Here is a 20,200-nt window from a genome sequence, read left to right as displayed (position 1 = left end):
CAGCCTTGGGAGAGGGGCAGGGGGTGAGGGGGCCCAAACGTAACCTTTCCGCCGGGATGGACAGGTGACGGCCTCTTTTGTTATACTGCTCCACACATTGTAAGGAATCCGATTTCGTTGTCGTTTCAGCAAGGTTCTCGGAGGCGCTGAGACCATGCGCTGGCAAGCCTATCACACCCCTGCGACCATCGACGAGGCGCTCGCGCTGCTCAGCCGGTACGGAGGGGCGGCGCAGCTCGTTGCAGGCGGCACCGATCTGATTCTAGACGTTCAGCAGGGCAATCATGCGACGCCGCAGGCGTTGATCGACGTGACGACCATTCGCGGCCTCGACGCCATCTGCGAGCAGGACGGTTGGGTCGTCATCGGCGCAGCGACCACTCACGCCGCCATCGAGGCCAGCCCGCTGATACGCCGCTATGGGACGGCGCTGGCGGAAAGCTGCAGCGTGGTCGGCGGCCCTCAGGTGCGCAACGTCGCCACCATCGGCGGCAATGTGGCGCATGCGCTGCCCGCCGCCGACGGCACCATCGGCCTGCTGGCGCTCAACGCCGAGGTGCAGGTCTGCACCTGGAACGGCTCCGCCGTCGAGTGCACATGGCAGCCGCTGCTCTCGATCTTCGCCGGACCGGGCAAAAATCGCCTCGCCATCAATCAGATGATCGGCGCCTTTCGTTTTCCGATGCGGACGGAGCGCACCGGCAGCGCGTTTGACCGCATCATGCGCCCCCAGGGCGTGGCGCTGCCCATCCTTGGCGTCGCTGCGCAGGTGACGTTAGACGAAAACGGCGAGCGGGCGACCGCTGTGACCATCGCTCTCGGTCCGGCCGGCCCGATTCCCTTCCGCGCCACCGAGAGCGAGGCGATTCTGTTGGCCGCCCCTCGCCTGGACGAGGAGGCCATTGAAGCCGCCATTGTCGCCGCCCAGCGACAGGCCGAACTGCGCACGAGCAAGCACCGCGCCTCGAAGGAATACCGTCATGAAATGGTGGCGGTGCTGTTGCGCCGCGTGCTCCCCAAGGCTATCGAACGAGCGCAGAGTCGTTCGACGTTTGGTTGAGTGGTTCGTGTTGCGTGGTTCGTGTTGGCGTCACACACCAGGGAACACGAACCACGCAATATGTTGTTCAGAAGGGAGGAGCCATCATGCCGATGCTCACCATGACCGTGAACGGCGTGCAACACACGTTAGATGTCCCCGCCGGCCGTTTTCTTGCCGAAGTGCTCCGCTACGACTTGAAGTTGACCGGCGTCAAGATCGGCTGCAACGAGGCGGAGTGCGGCGCCTGCACCGTGCTTGTCAACGGCCGCAGCGTCGATTCGTGCATTTTCCCCGCCCTCAAGGCGCAAGGCGCAGAGGTGTTGACCATCGAGGGGCTGGCGGCTGCATGGAGAACGCAGCAGCCCTCCGGCGCCAACCTCCACCTGCATGAAAACGGCGACCAGGAAACGGAACTCGAAGCGCTTCATCCGCTGCAGGAAGCCTTCGTCCGTTACGGCGCCACCCAGTGCGGCTTCTGCACGCCCGGCTTCATCATGCAGGCGAAGACGCTGCTCGACGCCAACCCCAACCCCAGCGACGCAGAAATCAAACACTGCCTCAAAGACACCTACTGCCGCTGCACAGGCTACGTCTCCATCATCAACGCGGTCAAGGCCGCCGCCGAGAAGATGCGCACGGGCCAGATGCCGGAGCCGTCGCTGCCCGAGCACGTCGAACCGCTGCACTACGTAGGGCAGCCGTTGCCCCGACCCGACGCCATCGACAAGGTGACGGGGCGGGCGCTCTACGCCGACGATTACTGGTTTGAAGGGATGCTCTATGGCGCCACGTTGCGCAGCGAACACCCCCATGCGCGCATCCTTAGCATTGACGCCTCGGCCGCCGAGGCGTTGCCCGGCGTCTGGTGTGTGTTGACGCAGAAAGATGTGCCCGGCGCATTGCGCCACGGCCTCGTCGAGGCGGACTGGCCGGTCTTCGCCGGCGGCGACTATCCGGCGCGCTACGTGGGCGACCCGATTGCGCTGGTCGTCGCCGAGACAGACGAGCTGGCGCACGATGCGCTCAAACGGATTCGGGTCGAATACGAAGTGTTGCCGGCGGTCACCGACCCGGTGACGGCGAGACGTCCGGACGCGCCGGTGCTCCACCCCGACCGACCGGACGGCAATCTGCTCAAACACATCAAAGTGCGCCACGGCGACGTCGAAGCCGGCTTTGCAGCCGCCGACGTGATCGTGGAGCGCACCTATCGCACGCCGATGACAGAGCACGCCTTCCTGGAGCCGGAATGCTCGATCGGCGTGCCCGCCGGCTGGAGCGATCCACGCTTCGGCTATCACGACAAGTTGACCGTCTACGTGGGCAGCCAGATTCCTTACGCCGACCGCGACCAGGTGGCGCGTTGCCTGGGGCTGCCCAAAGAAGCCGTGCGCATCAAAGGCACGGTGATGGGCGGCGGTTTTGGCGGCAAAGAGGACATCGCCGGACAGATTCACGCCGCCCTCGCCGCCCAGGTGACGGGGCGGCCGGTCAAAATCCTATACACGCGCGAGGAGAGTCTGCGCTTCCACCCCAAGCGCCATCCGACCATCATTCGCATCAAGACCGGCGCCAAACGGGACGGAACGATCACGGCAGTCGAGGCGGAGCTGTATGGCGACAGCGGCGCCTACGCTAGCCTGGGCGAGAAGGTGATGACGCGCGCCACCACGCACGCCACCGGCCCCTACGTCGTAGGCAGCGCCAAAATCGACTGTTACGCCATGTACACCAATAACGCACCGTGCGGCGCCTTCCGCGGCTTTGGCGTCACGCAGTCGGCCTTCGCCGTTGAGAGCAACATGGACATCGTCGCCGAGGCGCTGGGCATGGACCCGATCGAGTTTCGCCGCAAAAACGCCATGCGCGTTGGCGCGGTGACCGCCACCGGTCAGGTGTTGCGCGAAAGCGTCGGGCTGTTGACCTGCTTGGAGAAGGTGGAGACGGCGATTCGAGAGTGGTGGCGAGAGAGAGAGCAGGAGAGTGGGAGAACGGGAGAGCAGGACGGTGCATCGCTCTCCGGGCGTCCCTCCTCCAACCTTTTTGCTCCGCTGCGCATCGGCGACAAAGTTTACGCGTGGGGCGTCGCCGCCGGGTACAAGAACACCGGGCTGGGCGGCGGCGCGCCGGACAAATCCGAGGCGGAGATCGAGGTCTTCCCGAACGGCCGCGCCGAAATCCGCACGAGCAGCGCCGAGATGGGACAGAACTTGATCGGCGTGCTGGCCGCATGCACCGCCGAGGAGCTGGGCCTGCCCATCCGCAACGTCAGTGTGCTGGTGATGGACACCGACCTGACGCCCGACGGCGGCCCCACCACCGCCAGTCGACAGACCTATCTCAGCGGCAACGCCGCGCGGCTTGCGGCGCGCGCCATGCGCGAGCGTCTGCAGGGCGTCGTCGCCGAGAAGTTCGACGTTCCACCGGAGGTCATCGCTTTCCATGAAGGGCTGGCCTACGTAGACGAGGCGCGGTTGGCCGCCGTGCGCGGCGAAACGCAAGGGGCGCAGAACGGCTCTCAGCACCCGCTGCGAAGTCGCACGCCCGCCATCTCTCGATCTCGCTCGATTTCTTTCGCCGAGGCCGTCAAACTGCTCATCGAGGAGGGGCGGTCGCCTAAGCTGCGCTACGAATATTGGGCGCCGAAGACCCAACCGCTGGGCGCCGGCGGCGACATGCATTTCGCCTTCTCCTACGCCGTGCATGCGGCGTTGGTGAGCGTAGACACAACGACCGGCGAAGTGGCGGTGGAGCGCGTCGTCTCGGCGCACGACGTCGGACGCGCTATCAATCCGCTCAGCCTGCTCGGTCAGATCGAGGGCGGCATCGTCATGGGCATCGGCAACGCGCTCACGGAGCACTACATTGTGGAAAATGGCGTGCCCTGGACGCAGCATCTTGGCCAGTACAAGATGCCGGGCATCAAACACACGCCACAGATGTGCAACTTCATTGTCGAAGACCCTACGGCGGAGGGGCCTTACGGCGCCAAGGGCGTCGGCGAGATCAGCTCGATCCCGATCAGCCCGGCCATCACCAACGCCATCTACAATGCGGTCGGCGTGCGCTGTCTGGCCTTGCCGGTGGATCAAGACGCCCTGTTGTTGGCCATGAAACGCGGCGAGCGAGAACTCGACCGGAGATGGGGCGATCCGCCTATACGCTGATACACTTATCGTTTGGGGGGCGGATTACACAGAGATTTGGGTAATTCCGCTAAGTTCGTTACGGAAGCGATAAGGTCTCGTCATATAGATTCACCCTGTTTCCTATCCTTTTCAGAAAGGAGGTGAGCAAATGCGACACAGCCGATTTGTCTGAAAACCATCGAAGATGCACGTGTTGTATCCACTTGCGAACAAATCGAGCATGTGCAGCGGACGCTCACCTCAGAACACAGTGCAGCCCTACAATACGGGGACAAGGAGAGGAGGGTGAAACACGTCTGACGTTTATCACTTTATCGTCTGCGCAGGCCAAATGGACCTATTCACCTGCCATCCCTGAGAAGCCCCCTCATTGCTCCTCGCTGCTTTTATCCGCCTGCAACAAATTGCCGGCTCGCCTGTGACTCCGCCTCTGAGGTGAAGCATATTTTGCTGCATCAAAACAGCTCAACCCAGAATAGGAGTCGTCAATGTCTATCTTCAACCGACACTGCGTTGCCTTGCAGATTTTAATAATCGTTTTCGCTTTGCTCTCCTCTGGTTGTGCGCCTATACCGAGGCCAACAGGCGCAGAGAGCGCCGTTCGTCCCTTTACGATCGGCGCCATTCCGGATCAGGACCCGGAAAAACTCCAAAGGTTGTATGGCAAACTCGCAGACTATCTCTCCGCAGAGTTAGGCGTTCCGGTCGTGTACAAACCGGTGACCGATTACACTGCCTCGGTGACGGCGTTTAGCATCGGTGATCTCGACATGGTCTGGTTCGGCGGGCTGACCGGCGTGCAGGCGCGTCTTCAGACGCCGGGCGCAGAAGCGATTGTCCAGCGCGACATCGACGCCAACTTTCACAGCGTCTTTATCGCCAATGTCGCCAGCGGCTTAACCCCCTTTGAGGACATCAGCGGTTTGACGCAACTCAAGGGCCATACGTTCACCTTCGGCAGCGAATCCTCCACTTCTGGGCGCTTGATGCCTCAATATTTTTTGAGTCTGGCAGGCGTCAAGTTAGAAGATTTCAAAGGTGAACTGGGCTTTTCCGGCTCCCACGACGCCACCATCAAGTTGGTGGAAGCGGGCGCCTACGAGGCTGGCGCATTAAATGAACAGGTGTGGAACAGCCGCGTCGCTTCCGGCGAAGTGGACACAGAAAAGGTGATCGTACTCTGGCGCACGCCGGCTTACTACGACTATCACTGGGTGATTCGCAAGGACGTGGAGGAGCGCTTTGGCGAAGGCTTCATCGGGCGAGTGCGAGACGCTTTCTTGAAGCTCGATGCAAACGTGCCGGAACACAAGGAGATTCTCGACCTTTTCGGCGCCGAGCGTTTCATTCCCACCGAGAGCGCCAATTATGCGCAGATCGAAGCAGTGGCTCGCGAGATTGGCAAGATCAAATAATGGAAGACGTTCAATCGCTGCACGGTGCATCGGCGGACGCAACCCCTTTCGCCGATGCACCGCCTGTCTTTGAGTTGATCAACGTCAGCCATTGTTTTGGCGACTTGATTGCCCTGCGCAATATCAACCTTCGCATCGGGCCTGGAGAGCGGGTGGCGCTGGTCGGCCCTAGCGGCGCCGGTAAAAGCACCTTGCTCAACCTGCTCAACGGCAGCCTTCGCCCCAGCGCAGGAGTGGTGCGGGCGCTTGGCTTTGACCTTGCACAACTGTCGCCCAGGGCGTTGCGTCAGGTTCAACGTCAGATCGGCGTGGTCTATCAACAATTTCACCTGGTGGACAATCTGCGTGTTATTCACAATGTCAATGCCGGTGCGTTGGGACGCTGGTCTTTCCTCAAGGCAGCCTGGTCGTTGATATGGCCCCAGGAAGTTGAACGCGCCGCTCAGGCGCTGGCGCAGGTGGGTATCTTGGAGAAGCTGTATGCGCGCACCGATCAGTTGTCCGGAGGGCAACAGCAGCGCGTGGCGCTGGCGCGCGTGCTTGTCCAGGACCCGGTGGCCATCCTTGCCGATGAACCGATCTCCAACCTCGACCCAGAGCGTGGACGCGAAATCATGGACCTGCTCTTCCGGCTCAGTGAGAAAATGAGAAAAACGCTGGTGGTCAGCCTCCACACCATCGAATACGCCTACACCCATTGTCATCGCATCATCGGTCTGCGCGAGGGGGGCGTCTTGTTCGACGCGCCGCCTGCGGAAGTTACTCCGGACATGGTGCGGACGCTGTATCGGATCGCAAAGGAGTAACTCGCTATGGCGCAGGTGAGCGAGATTCGGCGTCCGAATTCAACGGCCCTACCTGCCCGTCCAGCACTACTCAATGGACGGTCTCTGTGGTTGCTGCTGCTTTTGCTGGCGATTGCATGGTCGTTGGGGCAGGCCAGTGTCTTCGGCCGAGAGATTGTCAACCCAGGCGGCTGGCCGCTATTGTTGCGTTTTTTGCACTCCAGCGTGCGCCCTGACTTGAGTCAGGAATTTTTAATGCTGACGTTTAATGCGGCTTTGATTACCTTAGGGTATGCTGTTTGCGGGGTGGCGCTGAGCACGTTGCTGGGACTTCTCGGCGGCGTGCTGATGTCCGAGGTCTGGTGGAAGGCGCTGCGTACGTCGAGGAGGGAGAAAGAAGATCATCACGCCCCTTGGCTAATGGCGCGGAGCGTCTTTGCCATCCCGCGCGCCATCCATGAAGTCATTTGGGGGCTATTTTTTGTGAATATCCTAGGGTTGACGCCGCTGACAGCCATCCTGGCCATTGCCATTCCTTTTGGCGCCATCACGGCTAAAGTATTTTCAGAAATTCTTGATGAGACGCCGCGACGGCCGATGGAAGCGCTTTTACATGGCGGCGCTTCGCCGGCAAAAGCAATGCTTTACGGTCTCTTTCCACTCGCCTTTCCCAATGTCTTGTCCTACACCTTCTATCGCCTAGAATGTTCGATTCGCTCATCGACGATTCTGGGATTGATCGGCGCCGGCGGCCTGGGTTACGAGCTGTTGCTAAGCCTGCAGTCTCTGCGCTATGAGCAGATGTGGACGCTGCTGTACGCGCTTTTTGCACTCAACGGCGCCACAGATTACTGGAGCGGTCTACTGCGCCGGCGGCTTGGGGCGGTCGGACGAATCGAGCTACACATGACGCACGTCGCCCGACAACCACAGCACGCGCCGCGACAGGACATCGTTGTGCGAGCCTCTCTGACGGCGGCTATTGCGCTCCTGGTTTTTTCCCTCTGGTATGTGCGGCCCAATCCCGGTCAGTTGCTGGCTCCTCATACAATCGAGCGGCTAGTGGTGGTGGCCGGCAATTCCTTCCCGCCCGACTTTATGGAGCAGGGTTCTGTTCTGCTCCGCCTTTCTCTCCAGACGCTGGCGATGTCGATTCTGGCAATGACATTTGCCGGGGTCACCGGCGTTGTGCTTTCGTTTCTAGCTGCGCGTAATTTCTTAGCGCCGGGTGGCATTCTACTTCCTGCGGATGCGCTATGGGGTTGGCGACTTTTCAGTGGAGGAATGCTGCTTCTGACCCGCGCAATGTTGTTGATCGCCCGCTCGATCCCGCCTCCCATTTGGGCATTAGTGCTTCTCTTTGTGCTCTTTCCGGGACTCCTGCCAGGGGCGCTTGCACTCGGAGTCTACACCATGGGCATCTTAGGACGCTTGATGGCGGAAGCGGTTGAGAATCTTGATGAACGTCCTCTGCGCGCGCTCAAGGCCCAAGGCGCCCCAGGTCCACATGTGTTTCTATACGCAGCTTTGCCCAGCACGCTGCCGGACTATGTCGCTTACATTCTCTATCGTTGGGAGGTGACCATCCGCGAGACGGTGGTCGTCGGGTTAGTCGGTGCCGGCGGGTTAGGAAGGCTCCTGACCGAACAGCTCAGCAACTTCGACTATCGCGGGGTGACGGCGACGTTGATCTGCTATCTGGCGCTGACAATTCTGGTCGACCTTCTTAGTGCAACAGTCCGCCGCTTGCTCCGTTAAAGATAAAAAATGCATCATCGATTGGCCCACCAGCCTATGAGAGCAACAATGCCATACAGCAGCAAGAAAAAGAGCGCGCCGCCGGTCATGCACAACCAGCCGGCGATGGCGCCGCCTGGGCCATAGAAACGCCAGATCAACGCGCCGCCGACGACGTACAAAATCACAAAAAAGCCGATGACCAGCTGGCCCTCCGTCGTGCGGAGAAACCGCACCGGATCGAACGCGCGTCGTTTGTCTGCCATGGGTAGATTATAGCAAAGGGGTTGCGTGATGCGTGTTGCGTGATGCGTGTGGGGTGTTATGCCACGAAACACGCAACACGCACCACTTTACAGCGCCGGCGTCAGCACACGCAGCGCACCGGGAAGAATATTGCAGCGCAGTGGCCCAGCCTCCAACAGCTCGCCGTCGCTTTGGATGCGTTGGGGAGGATCGCTGATAATTTCTACAGATTTGACGCGCCAGCGATGCATCGCCGATGGCGGCCCCTCTTCCATAGCCCTTGCCTCTTCTCGATCCGATGAGGGCTGCCCTGCGTTCAACACGGAGCCGGCCACATCCAGCAGCGTTTTGAAGCCGGCCTGCTCAATCACGATTACATCGAGAAACCCGTCATCCACCGCAATGTCCGAAGCCAGGAAAAGCCCGTTGCGGCCCAAATTGCCGGAGTTAGCCACGATGCAGGTGACGCCTTCAAGCGCCTCTTCCTTGCCGTCCAGAAGGAGCCGATAACGAGCTGTTTGAGGCGCCATTGCGTTGCGCGCCGCAGACCACAGATAGGCGAAGACGCCGTAGCGATCCTTGGCCTCGCGGTCGGCGCCCGCCACCATTTCTGCTTCCAGCCCCATGCTCACGCGCAAAACGAAGATGCGCTCGTTCGCTGCACCCACGTCGATGACGCGTATCGCACTGGAAGGATCCGCCGCCACGCGTAAAGCGTCCTCCAGCGCAGAGGGGATGCCCAGCTCAATCGACATCACGTTGGCGGTGCCGCCGGGCAGAATGGCGAGACAGGTTTGGGTCGAAGCGCCTGCGAGCGCCGCAGCCGCTTCAGCGACGCTGCCATCGCCGCCGTAGATCGCCACCACATCGACGCCTGCCTTGATTGCCTCTCTGGTCAGACGCTCTGCATCGCCCGCCTGTTTGGTGATGCGGATGTCCCATTCCGCCGAATACTCCGAGAAGACGGCGTGCACGGTTTTCAGGTTCAGCCCCTCTTGCCCTGCGCCAGGATTGGCGATGATTTGAATTAAGCGTTTCTGCATAGGCGTCTCCGTTTTGTGTTCAGGCGATCCACACCAATACCAGTGAAATGGTCGCCATGCTTGCCAGCGTGCTGAAAAGCACGGCGGCGGCGACCAGATGCGGGGCGGCGACAAACTCTGTAGCCAGCACCGTGGCGACCACAGCCGTCGGCATCGACGCCTGTAAAATCATCACCTGACGCTCCAGACCGTCGATGCCAAGGAGGGCGCAAAGCGCCAAGGCTGCCAGCGGCGAAAGGCCCAGCCGAATCGCCATGCTCCGCCAGATCACGCGTTGCTCGCGGTTGATCGGCGTCGCGCGCAGTTGCACGCCGAGCAACACCAACATTATGGGAATAGCGGCGCCCGCCGTCAAATCAAGCGCTCGATAAAGCGGCTCCGGGATCGGGGCGGCCAGACGATTCAAAATGACGCCCAGAAGAGAGGCGTACACCACAGGGGCGTGCAGGCTCTGGCGAAGCGCCTTGCCCAGCGGCGCCGAGCCGGAAGAAGCGATGAAGACCCCGAGCGTGTTGGTCAATAGCGCGCTGATGGCGTAATAAATGGTCGCAATCGTCAGCCCGGCCTGGCCAAGGGCGAAGAGAGTGATCGGCAGCCCCATGTTGCCGTTGTTGCTGATGGCGCTGGCAATGGTCAACGCCGACCGCCGTTGGCGCTCCTGGTCCAGGCCGGCAACCCAGCCGGCGAAGCCTGTAACCAGGTAGACGCCTAACACCAGCATCAGCACCTGCATCAGTGCCGTCGTGCTGATATCCATATTGTACAAACTGCGAAAGACGAGCGCCGGCGACGCCAGATAGAACACGACGCGCCCCAGCGTGCGCCCTTCCAACGACATGAAGCGCGCCAGCGCATAGCCGGCGCCGGCGACCAAAAAGACGGGCAAAACCGTGCTGGCGAAGACGGACGCCAGATTTGCGAGCAGCGTCATCGGTCGAAGTTAAAGGCGGCGTTGAGCGGAGGCTTCGGCTTCTTCTTCGGCGCCGACATTGTGGAAGACCTGATAGTTTTCCAGCGTGGGGGTGAAAAATTCGACGACATATTCGTTGGGAATGCCCATCGGTTGCGTGATCTCTTCCAGCAATGCGTGAATGAAAGCCGAACGTTGTGAAGGTTTCAGTTGACGCGAGGCGTCGTCCCAAAGCAAAATCGTGCCGTAGACGCCCTCACCGGTGTAGTGCAGGTCGAGTTTGCCGATCGTCATCGGCGCGCCGTCGGCGGTGGCTTGGTCAAGGTCAAAGAGCGCGTATTCTTCGGAAGACTGGGTGCGCACCAGACGTTTGAGTTTGAGATTCACCGGGACTCGCCGCCAGTACAATCGTTGAGGTCAACCTGGTTCAAGGATTCGGATTCGCTTATTCATATTCGCCGAGGTCTTCATCCTCGTCGTCCTCCCAGGCCTCCCATGGGTCGATCTCGTCAAAGTCTTCCTCTTCTTCTTCATCGAAAAGAGGGATCGCCATCGCCTCTGCGCCGGCGTAAAAGAGCATTTCCTCCAGCGCCATTTCGGCGGCCTGCGCTTCCTCGCCCTCGCCGGCTGCGAACTCCTCCAACGCGCGCCGCGCCTGTTTCCCGCCCAGTCGTCCCAAAGCAAAAATCGCAGCGAGACGCACCGAGCGCTCGCTATCCGAAAGCAATTCAAGCAGGTCAGAGAGGGCGGCTTTCGCCTCAAGCTCTCCGCAGGCGAGGGCGGCTTCCGCGCGCATCGCCGGCGAGGGGTTGCGCAATTCGGCCCGCACCATGCGCCGCCAACGAATGTCGGCGCTGCGCCCCATCGCCGTGAGCGCGCTCACGCGCAGCTCTTCAAAAGGCGAATAATAGGCGTCTTCAATGAACTGACGCACCGCCACCTCGCCGGAATAAGCGATGCTTTCCAGCGCTCTACACTGCACGATAAGCGGCTCGGTTGGGTCCGTCAGCACGGCGACGAGGGCGTCCTCGGCGCGCATCGCCAGGGCGGCGTCCAGTTCATCCAGTTCGCCGGCCAGCACATAGTGGCCCAGCGCGGCGGCCGCCGCTGCGCGCACCTCATCGACGCTGTCATGCTGAAGTCGATAGATGATCGGCCCTAGCATTTCCGGCGTTGGCTCATTGGCGTCCAGCGTTTCGAGCGCCATCTGTCGAATGCTGGCGTCGGGATCGTCGAGGATGCTGAGAAGAAAAACGCTCAAGTCGACGTCCAGGAACTCCTCTGCGCTGCGCGTGAGCAGGTCGACGATGCGACGCCGACTGGCTGCGTCGATGGAAGGCCAGAGCTGTCGAACTGTCTCCGCCTGCGCGCGCGTCAAGTCGGACAGGGCGAAGTACTCGTTGAAGGAGACTTCTTCAGGGGCGACAATGAGCTGTTGCAACAATTTTTCCAGCGACCACGATGGAACGGGGGCGCGCTCCGGCACCTCCATCATCAGGTAATCATCCATGAGCTCGTTGAGCGAGCGCACATGGTATCCTTCGCTGTCCGCCTGGAAGAGCTCGTTCAACGCCGATTCGTCGTCCCCTTCCATCTCAAAGCGGTCTTCTGCATCGGAATCGAACGAAGCGCCGTCAAAACCGTTGTTAAAGTCGTCGTCAAAATTCAGCGGACGTTGGTTGTTGTTTTTCATAGATCCTTCATGTTGAACTACTGCCAGGTGAAGCCCCACATCTCGCTCGGCGGACTCACCGGCGTCAGGGCGCCGTCGGCCCCTCTCGCCACCACCTGCACGTACCAGCGCCACTGGCGGCCAAATTCAAGAGGCGCCAGACCACATAGCGTATCATCAAGTCGCCATAATGTCACGTTGGAAGGGCGCTGTTGTTGAATCACCCAAATGATCTGCTCCGCTCCGCCGGCGTCGCGTCCGTTCACATAACCAAGATGAACCACATATAGATCGGCGGACTGGATGGAGGGGACAGGATTCCACACCAGCTGCTCGCTTGCGCCGCACTTGACGGAGACTTGATTTTCCGGCGCGCGCAGCGTGGGGGCATCCAGACGGAAAGCGCTCACCGCCGGAGCAGGCGTGGGCGAAGGCGCGACGACGAGGGTCGGCGTTGATGTTGGCGTCGGCGAGGCAGAGGGAGCGTCCCCGGGAATGATCAGCTGCTGACCAGGTCGCAGCGTTCTGGCCTGCGCCAGCGTCAGATTGTTGGCGTCTAAGATGCGCTGCAGGTTGACGCCAAAGCGCATGCCGATCGCCATCAGGGTGTCGCCTGGCTGAACCGTGTACGTGAAGTTCCCCTGGATCGGCGTCGGGGTGGCCGCGATTTCGACCGGCGCATTGGGGTCGGGAATGATAATCTCGTCGCCGGGTTGGATCGTGTACACGTCGTTCTCGGTCAATCCATTCGCCGCCAGGAGCGCCGACAGCGAAACGCCGTTGGCCATCGCAATTTCAAAGAGCGTGTCGCCGGCGCGGATGATGTGAATTCTGGGCGTCGGCGTCGGCGCAGGCGGTGTCGGCGTCGGCAACAACAGCGTCAAAGCCGGTGCGCCGGTGGCCGTGGGTGTCGTTGCCGCGGCGCTGCTGGCGACGAGCGGTTGCGATGTAGGCTCGCCTCCGGCGCCTAGGGTGGGCGTCACCGTCAGGGTGGCGCTCGGCGTCGTCTGCCCAATCGATGTCGGATTGGCGGACGCCGCCCCAGGCGTTGACTGCGGCGTAGGTGTGGACGTGGGCTCCGATGTAGACGTGGGCGTCGCTGTCGGTTCATTCGTAGGCGTGGCCGTGGGCGCCTCGGTGGGCGTCTCCGGCGGCGCTTGCTCCTCGACAGGGGGCGACTCTGCCTCCGCTGCGGCCGCCGCCTCGCCTTCGGGCGCAGCGTCCTCGGCGCTCGTTGTCATGGATTGGGTGTTTTCGGCGTCCCCTTGCGCTGCGACGTCTTCCTCAGGCTGCGCGGAGGCATCGGAAAGTGTGGCAACCTGGGGTTGACTGAGCAGCCCGTCTTCCTCGCCCTCCGCCGACGCTCCCAGCGTAATCGTCAGATCAGGCTGCAGCTGATCGCCGATGGCGGCGACGAAGGCGACGGCGCGATCCACTTGACGCAGCGCCCAATGCGCCGGGCTGGCGCTTCCAAGTTGAACCAAAAACGCTGCACCGAAGAGGGCGACCAAGGCCAGCGGCGCTCCCCAGGTGAGTAGACGCGGCGGCGCCGGGTGCAGCTCGCGACCGCAGTGAGGGCAGATCACCAGCGCCGACGACGCTTTTTTGCCGCAACGTCGACAGCGCACCTGTTTGGTGCGAGAGGGCAATGCATCGCCGCAGACCGGACAAACCGACGCATGAATGCTTACGGACGAGTTGCAGGTGGGGCAGAGCCTCGTGGCCGCCGACCGCAAATCGCCTGCAGGGTGGCTACTCACCGGAACACGGGGTTTGTCCGGGTTCGGTGTTTGTGCTTGCATAGGCGCTCATTCAATTTATCTTGATTTTATGATATTTGGAAAGGGAGCGTCTCGCTTCTGAAAATCTATTGCCCCATCAATCTGGCCCAGTCGATCGTCTGCGGCGTCGAACTGAGGTCACGCACCGTAATGAGCAACATCAATCCGAGCAGCAAGGCGAAGCCGATCATATGGATCAAGCCTTCCCGCTCCGGGCTGATTCTTTTTCCTCGAATCGCCTCGACCAGGATAAACAGCAGTCGTCCGCCATCCAGCGCAGGCAACGGCAACAAATTGGTGATCGCTAAAGCTGCGCTCAGCACGGCGGAAAGTCGCAAGATCGGGAACCAGAAGCCGGTGTCGATCGTGGCGGACATGGCGCCGCCCACCATCTGGGCGATGCCGACCGGCCCGCTCACCTGAGCATCTTCCGGAGAGATGCGCCCTTCGATCAGCAACACCGGCAACTGCAACACCAGCATGGCATAGGAGGCCGTATTGACCACGCCATCCCACAGCGCAGGAAGGAGCTCCATATTAGCCATGCGATTCACCGTGCTGATCTGCACACCCAGTGCTCCCTGCCCCGGGGGCGGCTCCACGCGCGGGGTGACTGCAATGTTCATCCATTCGCCGTTGCGCACGATCGTGAGCACAATTTCCTGTCCAAGCCGCTCGCTGACCAGCTGGTTGAGCGGCTTCTCGAAGGTCACCTCGACGCCATCGACGGCGTACACCAGATCGCCGGGTTGCAGGCCAACGCGCTGCGCCGGGCTGTCTGCGGCCACGCCGGTGATCTGCGTCATCAAGACCGGCGTATATTGACTGCTGCGCACCGCGTTCCAGACTTCATTCAACGAATTTGCACTCAAACGCACCGGTGCGCCGTTGCGCCACACTTGCAACTGTTTGGTGTTCTCCGTAGGTCCCTGGCTCATGACATGGAGCGCGCCCTCGTCAAACAGGGGAACGCGGATGGCGACGCCGTCGTAGTCCAGCACAATGTCGCCTGGCTGCAGGCCGAGCGCCGCCGCAGCCGGGCTGACGGCATCCAGCCTGGGCGCGCCAGTTGGGACGGGCGCCCCGCTCATCACGCTGGCGGCGAAGAGCACCACGGCGAGCAGAAAATTCATGGCAGGCCCGGCCAGGAGCGTCGCCGCCCGCGCGCCGCGGCTGGCTGCATTGAACGAGCCGGGCGTCATGTCGCCGGCGTCCTCGCCCTTCATGCGCGCAAAGCCGCCGAAGGGCAACCAGTTCAGCGTGAAGTCGGTGCCGTCATAGCGAAACAGTTTGACTGCACGCGGGGGAAAGCCAAGGCCAAACTCTTCGACGACGATGCCGTTGCGACGCGCCACCAGGTAATGCCCGAGTTCATGAAAGAAGACGAGCACACCCAGCACTACGATGAAAGAGAAAATTGTCAGTATTAGATCGAACATATGCTCATCCTTTGAGGGGCGAGAATCGCCCGCTCTGCAAAATGCACTTCATTATAGCGCCACCGGGCTCCTATGTTGAAACCCTGCGCCCTCTGACCTGCATCGCGATGCGCGTGCCGGCTTCCTGTCCGCTCAGCGCGCCGCCTACGCGGCCCGGCGCCATCCCGCTGCAGACAATGATCTCTAACGTCGGGTGACGCTGGACCATCGCCAGCGCGTGCAGCACCTTGGCGCGCATGCCGCCGGTGACGTCCACGCCATGGCTGCGTCCCAACCCATCGGCCACGGCGTCGAACGTTTCCGGCGTGATCTCCGCAATGCGCTGCGCCTGTGGATCGAGCAACGGGTCGCAGGTGAAGATGCCGTCCACCTCGCCGGCCAGCACCACGCGCTGCGGCTGCAGGGCGTCGATCAGATGGTCGAAGATCTCCTCCGTGCTGACGATCGTGCCGCCGCGCACATCATCCAACGCCACATCACCGTACACGACCGGCGTCAACCCGCGCGCCAGAGCCAGCGCCACCGTCTCCTCCATTCCTCGCACGATGCGGCCATCGGCGCACCGCAGCGCTGCGCCCGGCTGGATGCTCCAGGCGGGGATCTTCGCAGCAAGCAGCGCCGCCGTGACGATGCGATTGAGGCGCGCCGCTGCGTCGCCTGTGGCAGCAAAGCCATACCAGCCGGCGGCGTCATGCACGCCCTCGCGCGTGCCATATTTGCGGCCGTACACATGGCCGAAGCTGCCCGAGCCATGCCCGATCACCAATCGCAGCAAGGGATCGGCGCGACGCGCCTCCGCAATTTCCGCCGCCAGCCGCTCGATGACGTCGAGCCGCGGCGTCTCTGCGATGCGTTTGTCGGTGATGAGTGAGCCGCCGAGCTTCAAGAAAGTCAACATTTGCGGTCGATCCTCGATGATCTATACACGTGGTTGCGTGGTGCGTGTTGCGTGGTGCGTGTTGCGCAGCGCACAACGCAACACGCAACACCACTGAACAGCGCTCCTTACTATGTTACTTTGAGCACTTCCGTCAACGCTGTCAGCAGGGTCTCTTCCTGTTCAGGCAGCACGGTGCGCGGGTCAAAGAGCAGACGATCGCGCTGGATGCGGCCGATCACCGGCGTAGGTTGTCCGCGCAGGCGGGCCGCCGCCGCATCCGGATCAGGATGCTCGACGGCCAACAGCACGGTCGGCAACGTTTCGCCGGGCAAGCTGCCGCCGCCGACGGCGCTGGCGCCGGGCTGGAGCTGGGCGGCTACGCCTTGTTTCAGCAGATGCGCCCGCCAGCCCTCGGCGCGCGCTCGAAGCTCCTCCGGCGAGGCGGCGATCATCCGCCAGACGGGAAGCTCCTCCACCGCCCGCCCGCGACGATAGGCGCTCAACGTCGCTTCGAGCGCGGCCAGCGTCATCTTGTCCACGCGCAGTGCACGCGCCAGCGGATGGCGCCGCAGTTGGTCGATCCATTTCGCCCGCCCTACAATGAGGCCCGCCTGCGGCCCGCCGAGCAATTTGTCGCCGCTGAATGCAACCAGGTCTGCACCCTCCGCCACGCTGCGCTGCACCATCGGCTCCGGCGCCAACCCATACTGCGTCGTGTCGAGCAGCGCGCCGCTGCCCAGATCATCGATCAGCAACAGCCCGCGGCTGTGGGCGAAGTCGGCCAGCTCCGCCAGCGTCGGCATGGCGACGAAACCGATCTGTTTGAAGTTGCTGCTGTGCACGCGCAAAACGGCGGCGCTCTCCGCCGTGACGGCGAGGACGAAGTCGCGCAGATGCGTGCGGTTGGTGGCGCCGACCTCGACCAGGCGCGCGCCGCTCTGGCGCAGCACATCCGGGATGCGAAACCCACCGCCGATCTCCACCAGTTGGCTGCGGCTGATCAACACCTCGCGGCCGGCGCACAGCGCGCTCAACAGCAGATAGACCGCCGCCGCGTTGTTGTTGACCACCATGGCGTCTTCGGCGCCGGTCAGTTCGCACAAAAGCCGGCGGGCGTGATCATGGCGACTGCCGCGCGCGCCGGCCTCCAGATCATATTCCAGCGTGCTGTAACCGAGGCTGACGTTGCGCACGGCTTCCAGCGCCGCCGCAGACAACGGCGCGCGTCCCAGGTTCGTGTGGATGATGACGCCCGTCGCATTGATGACCGGACGGAGCGAGGGGGCGTCGAGCCGCTCCATGTGCATTTGCACCAAATGCACCCAGGCTTCAGGAGAGGGGGCGCTTCCTCCTGCGGCGATCCTGCGCCGCGCTTCCGCCAGGGCTGCGCGTGCAGCCTCAGTCACCGCCTCGACGCCCACCTCCGCGGCGAGCAAGGTCAGCTCGGGCGACCGTAGGAGCGCGTCCACAGCGGGCAGTTTGCGATATTCCGCCTGACGGTTCAAGTTTGAAACATGCATCGTCGTCATAGCATACCGATTATACTCCCTTTCTGCAACGGAAAATGGGCGCAGGATCGGTGAAAAAGTCACATTCGGCGGCTGTCGGGGCTGCGGTTTGCATCGACAAAGCCCATTCATAGAAGGCTAACTGCGGGAATTGGGTCCCAATAAAAAGCGTCGCAAGTTTATTCTCCTGCGACGCTTTTTATCAGCAACGGCGTTGCATCTCAATCCAGTGGGCGAAAAGGGACTCGAACCCCTGACCTCCTCGGTGTAAGCGAGGCGCTCTGACCAACTGAGCTATTCGCCCTCCTTTTTGTCTTCAATGATACTGCATCCTGGCGCCGCTTGTCCAGAACGCACGCAACATTTCGATGCGCGCCTCGGTGCAAAAAGGGCGAAGCGACTCTAACGCACCCATTCTTAGCGACGGGCGCCGGCTTCAACCAGTGCCGCAAAGAGCGCGCGCGATTCCGCTCGCTGCAAGAGCGCCTCTGGATGCCATTGCACCGCCACGGCGAAGGGATGTCCTTCAACTTCAAGCGCCTCCACGATGCCATCCGGCGCCCAGGCGACCGCCCTGACGCCAGGAGCTACGACGCGGCACGCCTGATGATGCAAGCTGTTGACCTGAACGCGCGCCGCGCCGAGGATGGAGGCAAGGCGGCTGTCGTCCGCAACCGTCACCGGATGGGCGAGGTGGTCATGGGGAAAGTCGGGATAGTAGGCGTGCTTCAACGCCCGTTCGTGCTGACTCACGTCTTGATAGAGCGAACCACCGCACGCCACGTTGAGGAGTTGCAAGCCGCGGCAGATGCCGAAGAGCGGCTTCCCCTCGGCCAGCGCCCAACGCGCCAACGTCATCTCGGTGCGGTCGCGATTCGCGTCCACGCCGCTGACCACCGCCGTCGGCGCCTCCCCATACAGCCTTGGATCGACGTCGCCGCCGCCGGACAAAAGCAACCCGTCGAGCTCTGAAAAACGAAGGCGCAACGTCGCCTCGTCTAAATTGGGAGGGATCAAAATCGCCTCGCCGCCGGCCAGCTGCACGCCTTCCACGATCTGCGCCGCCAGCCGGTCTAGCTCCTCGCGATCGGGCGAATCAGAAGGATGAAGAGTCACGCCAATTTTGACCATCGGATGCCTTCTTCACGGTAACTCATCTTTTTTATGCACCTTGGAGCCAGGCGATCGTTTCATGCCCGCTTTCAGGAAGCTTCATGGCTTTTCACAAAATCATCTGCGATCCTCGTAGCCGCAGGCTCCCCAAACGGCTGCAGGACGCCGAGCACATCCAAAGCAAATCCTCGTAGCTGCAGCTCATAGTCGCAGCCTCCAGCACACCGCTTGCATCACCAATCCAGGGAAAGCAGGCGCATCAGCTCATCCGCCGTTGTCGTGTTGCGCACGCGCACGCGTGGAAGCTCAAAGAGCCGCTGATTGTCCAGCGTAGCCCCCTGTCGGGTCGTCACGCCGGCCCAATAGTGGGCGCTTTGGAAAATATCGATCGTGCGTTGGTCATATTCGCCGGCCGGATAGGAAATGAAGCGCGGACGCACCCCCAGTTCGTATTCGATTGTCTCCAGGCTCCCCAGCGCCTGCCAGACCAGATAGTCATCATCTTTTCCCGCCAGGCTGACGTGGTTGCGACCATGGGACTCGATCGAAATCCCCGCCGCCAGCATCTCCCGCGCCATGTCCCAGGTCAGATAGGCCGGGCGTTGTTCATCCATGAAGTCGGTGATGACGAAGATCGTGGCCACCATGCCGCGCTCCCGCAGGAGGGGAAAGGCGTTTTCGTAATTGTCCCGATAGCCATCGTCAAAGGTGATCACCACCGGCTTGTCGGGTAAGGGCGCCCCTCGCTGCAGGGCGTCGACCACTGCATAGAGGCTGACGGTGGTGTAGCCTTCGGCCAACATGCGGTCGAGATGTTCGGCGAATTGCGCCGGCGACACCGAAAGATCGCGGCGGTAGACGTCGGCGTCAGGGGGCGGCTCGCTGAGGTAGTGATACATCAGGATCGGCACGCGCATCGTGCGCGCCACGCCGTCGGGCGTCGGCGCGTAGACAGGAAGCTGCGTGGGTTCAGGCGTCGGGGTCGGCGTCGGCAGCAATGCAAGCAGGGAGAGCGGCGTCGGCGAAGCGGTGGCCGACGCCATCGGCGTTTCACCGACAGAAGCCGGCTCGGCGGCCCCGGCTGAGACGAGGGGCGTGGACGTCGCAAAAGGCGTTGCAACAGGCGACGTCCTGGCCGCAGGGACGGTCATTCCCTGCTGTGGGCTGGCCAGCGCCTCGTTGCCGCTGCATCCTGTAAGGCTAAGCGCCAGCCAGACAATTGCGCCCCAATAACACACAAACCACAGGGTCGAACGCACCATAGCGCGCATCATAGCATGGCTTTCAAGCTACGATCAACTTCCAACAGGCTTTCTCAAAAGTGCTTCGCGTTCTGTCGGGAATATCGGCGCGCGTTTGTTTTATTCGCCTTTTTTGACAGGATTCCTTGAGAGATGAGTTGTTATTCGCCGCGAACTTTGCCTTCAAAACGCAACGTTTATCGCCAATCCGTGTTTCTTTTGGAAAAAATTTTGATGGA

Annotated in this window: 17 protein-coding genes and 1 tRNA gene; 5 read left to right on the top strand and 13 right to left on the bottom strand. The window is 61.8% G+C overall.

Going from position 1 to position 20,200, the window contains the following annotated elements:
- Nucleotides 1–154: 154 nt before the first annotated feature.
- From Q0367_RS04925 to Q0367_RS04905, 5 genes are all read left to right on the top strand, one after another.
- Nucleotides 155–1,060 carry a xanthine dehydrogenase family protein subunit M gene (locus Q0367_RS04925; RefSeq protein ID WP_297640077.1) on the top strand — a complete coding sequence of 302 codons (906 nt, stop codon included), beginning with the start codon at nt 155–157 and terminating at the stop codon, nt 1,058–1,060.
- An 86-nt stretch (nt 1,061–1,146) separates the two neighbouring features.
- Nucleotides 1,147–4,209 carry a molybdopterin cofactor-binding domain-containing protein gene (locus Q0367_RS04920; RefSeq protein ID WP_298981127.1) on the top strand — a complete coding sequence of 1,021 codons (3,063 nt, stop codon included), beginning with the start codon at nt 1,147–1,149 and terminating at the stop codon, nt 4,207–4,209.
- Nucleotides 4,210–4,679: 470 nt separating this feature from the next.
- Nucleotides 4,680–5,606, top strand: coding sequence for a putative selenate ABC transporter substrate-binding protein (locus Q0367_RS04915; RefSeq protein WP_297640075.1), 927 nt, complete (start codon nt 4,680–4,682; stop codon nt 5,604–5,606).
- Complete coding sequence (locus Q0367_RS04910; RefSeq protein ID WP_297640074.1) at nt 5,606–6,412, top strand: phosphonate ABC transporter ATP-binding protein; 807 nt, start codon at nt 5,606–5,608, stop codon at nt 6,410–6,412. The genes Q0367_RS04915 and Q0367_RS04910 overlap by 1 nt, the downstream gene beginning before the upstream one ends.
- A gap of 90 nt (nt 6,413–6,502) precedes the next feature.
- A complete protein-coding gene (locus Q0367_RS04905; protein ID WP_298981126.1) occupies nt 6,503–8,149 on the top strand; it encodes an ABC transporter permease in 1,647 nt (548 codons plus the stop codon).
- A 14-nt stretch (nt 8,150–8,163) separates the two neighbouring features.
- Here Q0367_RS04905 and Q0367_RS04900 read toward each other — a convergent pair whose 3' ends face one another.
- The 13 genes from Q0367_RS04900 to Q0367_RS04840 form a co-directional block, all read right to left on the bottom strand.
- Nucleotides 8,164–8,394: a hypothetical protein gene (locus Q0367_RS04900; protein ID WP_297641183.1), complete on the bottom strand. Its 231-nt coding sequence runs from the start codon at nt 8,392–8,394 to the stop codon at nt 8,164–8,166.
- 87 nt (nt 8,395–8,481) lie between these two features.
- Nucleotides 8,482–9,417 (bottom strand): diacylglycerol kinase family protein, encoded by a 936-nt coding sequence (locus Q0367_RS04895; RefSeq protein ID WP_297641182.1) that lies wholly within the window; start codon nt 9,415–9,417, stop codon nt 8,482–8,484.
- A 19-nt stretch (nt 9,418–9,436) separates the two neighbouring features.
- The gene (locus Q0367_RS04890) at nt 9,437–10,348 is read right to left on the bottom strand and encodes an AEC family transporter (RefSeq protein WP_298981125.1); all 912 of its coding nucleotides are present in this window, start codon (nt 10,346–10,348) and stop codon (nt 9,437–9,439) included.
- A gap of 9 nt (nt 10,349–10,357) precedes the next feature.
- Nucleotides 10,358–10,714 (bottom strand): hypothetical protein, encoded by a 357-nt coding sequence (locus Q0367_RS04885; RefSeq protein WP_297641180.1) that lies wholly within the window; start codon nt 10,712–10,714, stop codon nt 10,358–10,360.
- Nucleotides 10,715–10,772: 58 nt separating this feature from the next.
- Entirely contained in the window at nt 10,773–12,020 is a 1,248-nt protein-coding gene (locus Q0367_RS04880; protein WP_297641179.1) for a HEAT repeat domain-containing protein, read from the bottom strand.
- Between the two features lie 17 nt (nt 12,021–12,037).
- The gene (locus Q0367_RS04875; protein ID WP_297641175.1) at nt 12,038–13,801 is read right to left on the bottom strand and encodes a LysM peptidoglycan-binding domain-containing protein; all 1,764 of its coding nucleotides are present in this window, start codon (nt 13,799–13,801) and stop codon (nt 12,038–12,040) included.
- 65 nt (nt 13,802–13,866) lie between these two features.
- Nucleotides 13,867–15,219, bottom strand: coding sequence for an RIP metalloprotease RseP (rseP, locus tag Q0367_RS04870; RefSeq protein WP_297641173.1), 1,353 nt, complete (start codon nt 15,217–15,219; stop codon nt 13,867–13,869).
- A gap of 70 nt (nt 15,220–15,289) precedes the next feature.
- The gene (locus tag Q0367_RS04865; RefSeq protein WP_297641171.1) at nt 15,290–16,117 is read right to left on the bottom strand and encodes an isopentenyl phosphate kinase; all 828 of its coding nucleotides are present in this window, start codon (nt 16,115–16,117) and stop codon (nt 15,290–15,292) included.
- Nucleotides 16,118–16,227: 110 nt separating this feature from the next.
- Entirely contained in the window at nt 16,228–17,628 is a 1,401-nt protein-coding gene (selA, locus tag Q0367_RS04860) for an L-seryl-tRNA(Sec) selenium transferase (protein WP_298981124.1), read from the bottom strand.
- A 209-nt stretch (nt 17,629–17,837) separates the two neighbouring features.
- A tRNA-Val gene (locus Q0367_RS04855) sits at nt 17,838–17,911 on the bottom strand.
- A gap of 113 nt (nt 17,912–18,024) precedes the next feature.
- Nucleotides 18,025–18,738, bottom strand: a complete 714-nt coding sequence (locus tag Q0367_RS04850) for a gamma-glutamyl-gamma-aminobutyrate hydrolase family protein (RefSeq protein ID WP_297641168.1) — start codon at nt 18,736–18,738, stop codon at nt 18,025–18,027.
- A 215-nt stretch (nt 18,739–18,953) separates the two neighbouring features.
- Entirely contained in the window at nt 18,954–19,982 is a 1,029-nt protein-coding gene (locus Q0367_RS04845; protein WP_297641167.1) for a polysaccharide deacetylase family protein, read from the bottom strand.
- A gap of 22 nt (nt 19,983–20,004) precedes the next feature.
- Nucleotides 20,005–20,200 (bottom strand): hypothetical protein (locus Q0367_RS04840; RefSeq protein WP_298981123.1); only part of this gene is annotated, 196 nt, incomplete at its 5' end.

Source organism: uncultured Caldilinea sp. (assembly GCF_937128415.1).
Lineage (GTDB): Bacteria > Chloroflexota > Anaerolineae > Caldilineales > Caldilineaceae > Caldilinea.
The sequence above is the reverse complement of the archived record's forward strand: the minus strand, read 5'-3'. Positions and strand labels throughout refer to the sequence as shown.